This window comes from Micromonospora sp. DT44 (genome assembly GCF_049841635.1).
Classification (GTDB): Bacteria; Actinomycetota; Actinomycetes; order Mycobacteriales; family Micromonosporaceae; genus Micromonospora.
This window is the reverse complement of record NZ_JBNCKS010000098.1, coordinates 4,046-13,294: the sequence shown is the minus strand read 5'-3', so window position 1 is coordinate 13,294 and position 9,249 is coordinate 4,046. Positions and strand designations below refer to the sequence as shown.

9 protein-coding genes and 1 pseudogene are annotated in these 9,249 nt (G+C 69.5%); 4 read left to right on the top strand and 6 right to left on the bottom strand.

The window, feature by feature from the left end:
• The 3 genes from ACLQ25_RS31615 to ACLQ25_RS31605 all read left to right on the top strand — a co-directional run.
• Positions 1-199, top strand: a 199-nt coding sequence (locus ACLQ25_RS31615) for a hypothetical protein (RefSeq protein WP_425734389.1), incomplete at its 5' end; no start/stop codon positions are given.
• Between the two features lie 47 nt (positions 200-246).
• Positions 247-447, top strand: coding sequence for a CsbD family protein (locus ACLQ25_RS31610; protein ID WP_425734388.1), 201 nt, complete (start codon positions 247-249; stop codon positions 445-447).
• Positions 448-764: 317 nt separating this feature from the next.
• A complete protein-coding gene (locus ACLQ25_RS31605; RefSeq protein ID WP_425734387.1) occupies positions 765-1,790 on the top strand; it encodes a cellulose binding domain-containing protein in 1,026 nt (341 codons plus the stop codon).
• Positions 1,791-2,019: 229 nt separating this feature from the next.
• On the opposite strand, the gene ACLQ25_RS31600 is transcribed toward ACLQ25_RS31605, so the two are convergent.
• Positions 2,020-2,427 (bottom strand): hypothetical protein, encoded by a 408-nt coding sequence (locus ACLQ25_RS31600; protein WP_425734386.1) that lies wholly within the window; start codon positions 2,425-2,427, stop codon positions 2,020-2,022.
• A 317-nt stretch (positions 2,428-2,744) separates the two neighbouring features.
• On the opposite strand from ACLQ25_RS31600, the gene ACLQ25_RS31595 reads away from it, so the two are divergent.
• On the top strand, positions 2,745-4,817 hold the full coding sequence (locus ACLQ25_RS31595) for a BTAD domain-containing putative transcriptional regulator (RefSeq protein ID WP_425734385.1): 2,073 nt from the start codon (positions 2,745-2,747) through the stop codon (positions 4,815-4,817).
• Positions 4,818-5,377: 560 nt separating this feature from the next.
• On the opposite strand, the gene ACLQ25_RS31590 is transcribed toward ACLQ25_RS31595, so the two are convergent.
• The 5 genes and pseudogenes from ACLQ25_RS31590 to ACLQ25_RS31570 all read right to left on the bottom strand — a co-directional run bounded on the left by ACLQ25_RS31590 (position 5,378) and on the right by ACLQ25_RS31570 (position 9,113).
• Positions 5,378-5,824, bottom strand: coding sequence for a transposase (locus ACLQ25_RS31590; protein ID WP_425734390.1), 447 nt, complete (start codon positions 5,822-5,824; stop codon positions 5,378-5,380).
• 62 nt (positions 5,825-5,886) lie between these two features.
• Positions 5,887-6,153, bottom strand: a pseudogene (locus ACLQ25_RS31585) (MauE/DoxX family redox-associated membrane protein); the annotation flags it as partial.
• Between the two features lie 52 nt (positions 6,154-6,205).
• Complete coding sequence (locus ACLQ25_RS31580; RefSeq protein ID WP_425734384.1) at positions 6,206-6,757, bottom strand: S26 family signal peptidase; 552 nt, start codon at positions 6,755-6,757, stop codon at positions 6,206-6,208.
• Complete coding sequence (locus ACLQ25_RS31575; protein WP_425734383.1) at positions 6,754-8,592, bottom strand: ABC transporter ATP-binding protein; 1,839 nt, start codon at positions 8,590-8,592, stop codon at positions 6,754-6,756. Before ACLQ25_RS31575 ends, ACLQ25_RS31580 begins: the two co-directional genes overlap by 4 nt.
• On the bottom strand, positions 8,589-9,113 hold the full coding sequence (locus ACLQ25_RS31570) for a TlpA family protein disulfide reductase (protein ID WP_425734382.1): 525 nt from the start codon (positions 9,111-9,113) through the stop codon (positions 8,589-8,591). The genes ACLQ25_RS31575 and ACLQ25_RS31570 overlap by 4 nt, the downstream gene beginning before the upstream one ends.
• Positions 9,114-9,249 lie beyond the last annotated feature (136 nt).

Below are 9,249 nucleotides of genomic sequence, written 5' to 3'. Positions count from 1 at the left end.
CGACGACGACACCAATACCGCGCCAAAAAAGCCCACTACCAGCGAAGACTCCAACTTCACCAGGTACGGCTGGAGTATTAGGCAGAACCTGTACATCGACGACGCCGAGGCGCGCCTGCGACAGGCGCTGCCGACAGCCAAGGTCGTCTACCTCGGGTCGGACATCGACCGGCAGCCGGCTACCGGACTCACCGCCTGACCGCCCCTGGATGATTCGCCGCCACCGGCGGGGGTACTGAGCCCGGTGTGGCGCCACCACCAATGGAGGACACCAGGGGCATCGACGACAAGATCGGCAACGCCTCCGAGGAGGCCGCCGGTAAGCTCAAGGAAGGCGCCGGCAAGGCCGCCGACGACGAGCAGCTCGAAGCCGAGGGCCGCGGCAACCAGGCCAGCGCCAACATGAAGCAGGCCGGCGAAAAGGTCAAGGACACCTTCACGAGCTGACCCGACCCGCGAACGGGGCGGCACCGTGAGATGACCCAAGCGGCGGCGACGGCACCCCGTCGTGGCCGCTGCGTTTGCCTGTCGGAGCGCTGACGGCTCGACGGATGTCATCGACGCCGTCCGCTGCGCCGCTACCGATCAGCCATGGGCGGGCTGTCCGTTGTCCTGCCGGCGGCAGGACTGCCGTGCGTGCCTTGACAGGAAGGCGGAGCAGCAGGACAGTCGACATATTCATAGACGTCCGACTATTTATGGTGAGGTGTGCCATGCGCAAGTCGCTGACTGCTGCGGCCGCCATCGCTGTTACCTTGGTCGCGATGATGGCCGCGATCTCACAGACCAGTGCGGCCAACGCGGCGGCCGGGTGTCGGGTGAACTACATCGTCACCAGCCAGTGGACCGGTGGCTTCCACGCCGACATCGCGGTCACCAACTTGGGTGAGCTAGTCAACGGGTGGACGCTGCGGTTCGCGTTCCCTGCAGTCGACCAGCGGCTCACGCAAACCTGGAGCGCCACCTGGGCCCAGGCGGGCCAGCAGGTCAGCGCGACCAATCTGGGCTGGAACGCGACCCTGGGCACCAATGGCTCCGCGAACATCGGTTTCGTTGGCGCCTGGTCGGGCAGCAACCCCGTACCGGCGTCGTTCACGCTCAACGGCGTCACGTGCACCGGCGGCGTCCTGCCCAGCGTGACGCCGACCCGGACGCCCACGCCGCCGGTCGCTGACTACCCGGCGATCGTCACCTGGCTCAGCCCGGCCGCCGGCGCGGTGTACACCACGCCGGGAACCGTCTCGCTGGCGGCGACCGCGACCGTGGGAGGCGGACACAGCATCACCTCGGTGTCGTTCCGGGTGGACGGCGTCACGGTGGCCCAGGGGGTGAGGACGACCGGTGACCGGTACGAGGCGCTGTGGACACCACCGATCGGGGAGCCCGGCACCAGCACCACCTTCGTGCTGTACGTCTCGGCCGGCACCGACCAGTCGCTGCCTGGCGCCGCGCCGCCGTTGCTGGTCACGGTGGTGACGCCGGCGTCCACCGGCACCAACCACCCGCCGGCGGTGGCGTTGAGCACCCCCGGCGGGCAGACCTACTTCCTCGAGCCGACGACCGTCACGCTGGTCGCCGACGTCGCCGACACCGATCCCGGGGACCTCGTCAGCCGGGTGGAGCTCTACCTCGGCGCAACCCGGCTGGCCGTGACGCCGACCAACAGCGGACAGCGCTACCAGTTCCAGACGGCCCTGTCGGCCGGCACGTCGTCCACCTTCACCGTGCGGGTCCACGACTCCCACGGCGGCCTCGGCATCTCGAACCCGCTGACCTTCACCATCCGTTAACGCCTCGGCCCTCCGTTAAGGGCTGACCAAGGTCCTTCCACTGGCCGTCGATACGTTTGCGAGTCGGCACGGCATCGGTGCGGTCATGCGCTCAGGCCGCGACGAGGGCGGCAGTTCTTTCGTTGCACACCACGACTGGCCTGGGTCCGTGGGTGGAGCGCTTTCCGGTCCTCGTCAAGTTTCGTGCGCGTCTCCGGCCGGCCGCGCGCGCGGCCGGCCGGAGATGGCGTCAGGAGCCGATTGTCCGCTTCGAGGCCAACTCGGCGTAGGCCTCGTCAAACTCGGCGGCGGCGAGGGCGATCCACGGGTTGGGCGACGGGTCGTCCGCCGCTCGCTGGAGCAGACTGAGGCCGTCGGCCAGGTCCTGGTCGGCGGCGGCCTGCCAGGCCCGGTACGAGGCGACCTTGGTGCGGGTGTCCGGGTCGTAGTAGCCGACGACGCCGACCCGGGCGGTGCTGCTGCCCAGTGACCGCGCGGCGGTCTGGAACAGCGCCATCGACTGGCGGCGCAACGTCACCGCGGTCCGCGAGTCGGCGACCCTGGCGTCGCTGAGCTTGCCGAGCCCGCCGGCCAGGCTGTCCTGGAAGACCTTCTCGCTGGCCGGGTCGAGCCGGATCGTCTTGCTCAGATCGATCATCCAGGCGCACCTGGCGCACCCGATGATGCCCTCGACCTGATCCACCCAGAACCAGCCGACCAACCCCGGGTTGCTGGGACTGACGGTGGCGAAGGCCTCCTGGGGCGGACCCGCCTGGGCAGGACCGGGTCCGGCCAAGATCGCTGCTGAGGCCATTGCCAGAACAGCCATGATACGTATCGGTCGCTTCATTTCCACGCCTTTCGCTGTCGGGTGATTTCAGCATCGGTGTCGACATCACGGCGGCCTCAAGGTCTGTTCAGGGTGCGATCACGATGCGAGAGTTGACCGACAACGGGGCAGGCGCAGGGGGCGTGATGGCGGATCGCTCAGTCTCCACCGGGCCAGCGGAAATGCTCGACGGTCTCCTGCTCGCTGGGGACATCGACGCGGCCCGGTCGGCGCTCGACGAGAACGCTGCCGGCTCCGCGGCCGTCCATCCCGGATGGAGCTGGCGGGCGGGGCTCCTGCACTATCTGCTGCGCGGTTCGCCAACCGAGGCGCTTGAGGTGATGTCGCGCGGTCGGCTGGGCGACGAACGGACGGCCGACGAGGCGCTGTTGCTGGGTTGGCTGGCTTCCGCCTACTGGGCACTGGGCGATGTCGCCGCTTGCACCGATCACGCCATACGGGCCGACGTGGCGGCCCGCGTGGCCGGTGACGCCCGGTCCCGGGCAGGCGCCCACGTGGCGCTGGCCCTGGCGGCGATGTTGACCGGCGACCGCATGGGCAATGCCGCCCACTACGCCAAGGCGCTGCGTTTCGCCGAAGCAGCCGCGGACACGATCCAGGTGATCCGCATCCGGATGAACCTCGCCAGCCAGCAGATGGAGGAGGCGCGCTTCGCCGGCGCGTTGAACGACCTGACTCGGGCAGTCGCGCTGGCCGAACGAGTTGGTAATGATGTGCTCTTGGCGATCGCGCTTGCCAACGAGGGCGAGTCGTTGAAGGCGCTGGGTCGCTTCGACGAGGCGCAGGAACGGCTGCAGCGGTCGATCGATCTGTGCGAGCGATCCGAGTCCGGCCGGGTGTGTTTCGCCCTGATCAGTCAGGGCGACCTGTTGTACCGCCGCGGCCAACAAGCGCTCGCCCGCAGCGCCTACGAGCAGGCCGTCAGGGTGGCGCAACGGCGTGGGCAGGTGCAGATCCTCGCCGCCGCTCTGGCCGGCCTGGCCGAGGTGCTCGTGCCGATGGACACCACGACGGCGATGCGGCTGGCCGAACGGGCCGGAGACCTGGCCGTCGGTCCGACCCGGACGGTCGCCGCGCTGGCACTGTCCCGGGTGGTCGCCGCTCGTGGTGACCGAATCGCCGCCGGCGAGCACGCCGCGCGAGCGCAGGCACTCGCGCGGACGCACCGCGACCGGATCGGCGTGGCCCGTGCGCTCGAACTTCAAGCCGAGAACAGCGGCGAATGGCCGACGTCGGCACGGTACCTGGCCGAGGCGCGACGGATCTGGGTGGACATCGGCGCCGTGGTCGATGCCGACCGGATCACCATTGCACTGGCCCGCCTTCCAAGTACGAGTCCGGACGGCTACGCCGACCCGACCCAGGCCGCCGAACGGTTGGCCGCAGCCGGTGTCGCGACGCAGACGTACACCGGTGGCGACGCGGCATCCACCAAGCCGGCGATTCGTACGCTGGGCCGTTTCGAGGTCGTAGTGGGCAGACGGCCTCTATCGCCGACGGTGTGGCAGTCGCGCAAGGCGCGGGACCTGTTGCGGCTTTTGGTAGCTCGACGCGGGCGGCCGACGACGAGGGAGGAACTCGCCGATCTGCTGTGGGCCGACGACCAGACCGCCGACGGTGCGAAGCGCGCGCACCGGTTGGCGGTCACGCTCTCCATCGTCCGTGGTGCCCTGGACGGCGCGGGTCCGACGGCGGGAAGCGCGGTTCTGACCGATGGCGGCAGCGTGGCGTTGGACACCAGTCGGGTGCTGATCGACTTGGAAACCTTCCTCCACCAGGCCGAGCAGGGCCTCCGGTGGTTGCGTGGTGGCCGGGCGGTCGAGGGTCGCGCCCTGTTGACGGCGGCGGAGCGGCTGTATGCGGGCGACTTCCTCGAAGGTGACCCCTACGACGACTGGGCGAGCCACGCCCGTGAGCTGGCGCGTGCCACCTACCTCAAGGTGACGCGGGCACTGGCTGACGACGCCGCTGAGCGACGCGATTTCGGCGACGCGATTCAGCACCTGTTGCGCTGCCTGGCCGTCGACGAGTACGACGAACAAAGTCACCTCAACTTGACGGCCGCCTACTCGCAGGCCGGCCTACACGGCGAGGCGCGGCGGGCCTGCACGCGCTACGCCGCAGCCATGCGGGCCATCGGGGTGGAGCCCACCGGGTACGGCTGCCAGGATAGTCAGCGCTCCACCGTCGGGCCGTGAGGGCGCTCGGTCGTCGACGAGGCGTCCCCGGCACGGGTCCGTGCGGGGTCGTCCAGGACGGGAGGCTTCCCGCGTCCGGTGCGGGGAGCGGGGATCAGGCCAGGAAGGCGAGCAGGTGGCGGGTCAGTTCCTCCGGCTACTCGTCGAATAGGTAGTGACCCGCGTGGTCGATCACCAACGACGCGAACGTTCTCCGCGTACCGGGCGAACTGCGCCCCCGATCGAGTTGCCGAGGTCGTCCGCAGCGCCGATGGCGAGCACCGGCATCGGGATAGGGGTCTTGACGTACGCGGCCATATCCGCTATGTCATGGACGAGGGTGCGGAAGGGGCCAAGCTCGCCTTGAGGTGCTCGTCGTCCGCCGCCAGACAGCGTGCGTACTCCTCCAGGCCCAGGAGTGCCGACGTGCCGGTTTCTGGGACGCCCATCTCACCGACAACGCTCTGACCCGCCAACAACGCCGCAGCAGCCATGGATCACGGATCTCTTGGATCGCCTCGCTCAGGCTGCCCGGAGTTACGAGACGTACCTTAGGCTATGTCTTCAAAGGTTCACAACCATCAGTTTAGTGCGGCGATAGTGACTGTGGCCTGGAACAAGGTCGCGGTCTTGTCGTAGTGGGTCGCCACGCTGCGGCACTGCTTGAGCCGGTTGAAGCACCGTTCGACGACGTTGCGCCGCTTATAGAGCTGCTTGTCGAACACCGGTGGTCGGCCGCCACGGCTGCCGCGTCGGTGGCGGTTGGCCTGCTGGTCGGCGCGCTCAGGGATCGTGTGTCCGATGCCGCGCTGGCGCAGGTGCTCTCGGATGGCCTTAGAGCCCCTGCGGCCGACCGGACGGTCACTGCCGCGTGCACTCGATCGTGAGTCGCCGCCCTGAGGGCCGGGCTGATCAGGGAGACGACGTCGTCGAGAGTTGCTGTCACAACGGCGAGGACGGCAGCGAGCCCGCTGACGAGAATCAGCCCGGCGGAGAGCCGACCCGCACCGGGGGCTCCGGCGGCCCACCCGAACAGTCCCCCTCCTGCGGCCAGGAGCAGGACCGCGTTCCGGGCGATGTGCCGAGGCGCGACCGGGCTACTGCTGTCGCCGAAGCAGCCACAGGCGGTGGCGGTCCTTTTTCGCAACGCCACGACCAGGGCTGCGGTGAACGAGGTCACCAGCATGACGGACAGCGCTAGGCCGACCGGGGCGGTCGCGGGAAGCGCCAGCGTGAGCGCTGATGATGCCTCCGCGACGACGACCAGTGCCGACACGGGCGTCGCCGCGCCGCGCAGGGGAGGCACCAGCGATATCACCGACTGTCGGAACGCGCGGAACGCCGCGGGGCGATGCACCTTTCCCACGACCGAGAAGACGAACACCAGGCCGATGAAGATCCGGCCGAAGTCAAACAGGTGATTCACCGATGTCCACTCCTTCGACGGGGTCCCACCGGGCGACGAAACGCTCTGGGGTGGCGGCGTCGGACCGGCCCGGCTTACCGTAGGCCGTGTCGGGTTCTGTGGTCGGGCGCCGGCTAGTCATGCGGCGTACGACGGTGCCCAGGATGGCGCGGGTCGGAATCAGTCCGATATGCCGGGAGTCCAGGCTCTGCGCGAGGTTGTCACCGAGCACCAGCACGTACCCATCCGGAACGTGTCCGCCGGGCATCCCCCGAAAGACTGGGTCGCCGGCGACGGCGACGACGCGTTTGACGAGCCAGGGACCGGTCGACGAACCGGGCAGACCCGGTGGGCGGGGATTGCGCAGCACCACGACCTGCCCCGTTGACAGGGCGCCTTTCCCGGCACGGCGCCGGGTGAGCAACCGGTCGCCGTCACGATAGGTGGGAAGCATGCTTGGTCCGTGCACCTCGGTGACGATGAGCCGACGACGGATCCATTCGACCGCGCCGAGCAGAAGCGCCAGCGGAGGTACGACCATGAGGTACCCGCTCATGTGGCCACCTCGATCCGTCCTCGCTGGTAGCCCGACGATTGGATGGCGAACAGGCGCGCGTAACAGCCGCCCAGATCGATCAGATCGTCGTGGGTACCCCACTCGACGATCCGTCCCTCGTCCAGCACGGCGAGCAGGTCCGCGTCCCGGAGAGCACCCAGCCGGTGCGAGATGAGCAGGCTCGTCCTGCCGGCACGGTGTTGCTTCAGCCGACGGTGGATGTCGTACTCGGCTTCCGGATCGAGGCTGGCGCTGGGTTCGTCCATGATCAGCAGGTCGCGATCGCCGCGCAACACCGCGCGGGCCAGCGCCACCCGTTGCCACTGGCCGCCGGAGAGCGGGGCACCGTCGGCGGGCTCGTCGCCGTCCACGTCGAAGAAGCTGCGGCTCAACAGGGTGTCGTACCCCCGGGGAAGCGCAGCCAGCGTCTCGTCGACACCGGCGCCTTGGGCGGCCTGCCGAATCGCTGGCCGGTCCGCGAGCCGGGCCGGATCGCCGAGCCCGATGTTCTCCGCGGCGGACAGGTCGTAGGCCATGTAGTCCTGGAACAGCGCGCCGATCCGCTCCCGCAACTGCGTCGGATCCATGTCCCGCAGGTCCACCCCGTCCCACCGGATGCTTCCGCGCTGTGGGTCGTAGAAGCGGCAGAGCAACTTCACCAGCGTGCTCTTTCCCGACCCGTTCCGGCCCACGAGACCGAGAGACTGTCCGTACGGTATGGACAGGTCGACCCCGCGCAGCACCCACGGCGAGTCCGAGCCGTACCGGAACCACACGTCCCGCAGCTCGATGCCCGTCTTCAACGTCGGGACAGGGGTGGGGCGGGCTCGGACGACAAGGTCGTGCGGCGTTCGTTCGACGTCCTGGAAGTGCTGGAACAGCAGCAGGTGCTGGTGGGTCGAAGCAACCTGGTTGACCAGCGAGGCGGTGCCGGCCTGCACGCCCGCGACGGCCGCGAGAAAGATCGCGATGTCGCCGACCCCGATGGTTCCGCCGCGCACGGTAGAGACCGCCCAGATGATCCCACCGCCGTTGATGACGGCGTAGAGCAGTCCCAGGGCGGCCTGGACCCGAAGGACCCGGCGGTCGAGCCGGCGGCGTTCAACGTCGGCCTGCCGGCGCTCGGTCAGCATCCGGTGGCGCAGGAAGCCGCCCAGGCCGAACAGCCGCAGCTCCTTGGCCGCGTCGAGGTTGGCCATCAGATCGGCATAGAAGAACTCGCGCCGTTCGGTCGGCCCAACTCGCCACAGCATGGCGGCCGTTCGCTGGGCCAGGGCGAGTTCGGCCAGGAGCGCGGGGACCGCGCCGGCGAGAACGACCAGTGCCATCCACGGGCTGATGGTGATCAACGTGCCGAGGAAGCCGCCGATCGTCACGATGCTGCCGATCAGTGCGATGGCGCCCTGGACGACCGCTGGCGGTGTGGTCGCGCTGGATTGGCTGGCGAGGCGTAGCCGATCCATGAACGTGGGGTCTTCGAACCGGGCAAGACCGGGCAGGCGGTTGAGCGCCGAGTACAGCCGGTCGCTCGCGGCCAGGCCGGTCGCACGGCTCAACTCGGCACGCAGGTAATTGGTGGCCTCTGGCAGGACACCCAGGACGAGCCCGAGCAGGCAGAGGCCGACGCCGAACGTGGTCAGCCCCGCCGCTCCGGTCACGATCCGGTCGAGCAACATCTTCAGCAGCCAGGCAGAGCAGACGGGAACGACGGACGCGACGAGCGTGACCAGGCCCAGTAGGGCCAGAGGCCCGGGAGCCGCCCGCCACGCCATCGTGAGGGCTGCCTGGACCCCGCCGAGCATCCGCCACCGGCAGATCGAGGACCCACGAGTCATGCTGGCGCCACCGCCTCGCTCGCCCGCAATTTGGTGACGACCGACTCGACAGCGGTAACGACGCCGTCCTGCACGCGCATCAGCGTCGGGGTAGCCACCACCTGGAGTGCGACGCTGACCGGTCCGCCGAGCGGCTCAAGGACCACGTGGCAGGCCTCTTCCAGCCGGGCCACCAACTCGGCGTGATCCCCGCCGCCGGTCAGCACCACGGCCACCGGGTCGTCGAGCTGGCGGGCGTACGCCACGAAGTCCGGCAGCTGACGGTGGCACGGCTCGCAGCCGGGTGCGAAGACACCGATCGTGGCGCGTGCGGGGAGCGAGTCGGCGCTGAGTGGGACGCCGCGGGTGGAGGTGGCCGAGAACGTTCCGATCCGGCTTCCCAGCGGCGCGGAGAAGCGCGGCTCGAGGCCGGCCAGCCTCGTCTCGTGGTCCCGCAGCCGCCGGATCATGGCGAGCGCGAGGGCGAGGTTGAGCAGGCCGATGACGGCCGCGACGAGCACAGCAGCGGCGGTGAGGGACATGACGGCTCCAGTCGTTTGTTGGTCAGGGGTGGCCAGAGCGGGGCCGGGTGGGCCCGGGTGGCCACCCGGCCCCCCCCCCGGGGGGGGCAACCCCCACCCCCCAACGGGGGGCCGTGTGGGGGTACGCCCCGCCCAG

What these genes read in the sequence shown, in the direction of transcription:
- ACLQ25_RS31605 (WP_425734387.1), top strand. Translation starts at nt 765, where the DNA reads ATGATGGCCGCGATCTCACAGACCAGTGCGGCCAACGCGGCGGCCGGG.
- ACLQ25_RS31600 (WP_425734386.1), bottom strand. Translation starts at nt 2,427, where the DNA reads ATGATCGATCTGAGCAAGACGATCCGGCTCGACCCGGCCAGCGAGAAG.
- ACLQ25_RS31595 (WP_425734385.1), top strand. Translation starts at nt 2,745, where the DNA reads ATGGCGGATCGCTCAGTCTCCACCGGGCCAGCGGAAATGCTCGACGGT.
- ACLQ25_RS31580 (WP_425734384.1), bottom strand. Translation starts at nt 6,757, where the DNA reads ATGAGCGGGTACCTCATGGTCGTACCTCCGCTGGCGCTTCTGCTCGGC.
- ACLQ25_RS31575 (WP_425734383.1), bottom strand. Translation starts at nt 8,592, where the DNA reads ATGACTCGTGGGTCCTCGATCTGCCGGTGGCGGATGCTCGGCGGGGTC.
- ACLQ25_RS31570 (WP_425734382.1), bottom strand. Translation starts at nt 9,113, where the DNA reads ATGTCCCTCACCGCCGCTGCTGTGCTCGTCGCGGCCGTCATCGGCCTG.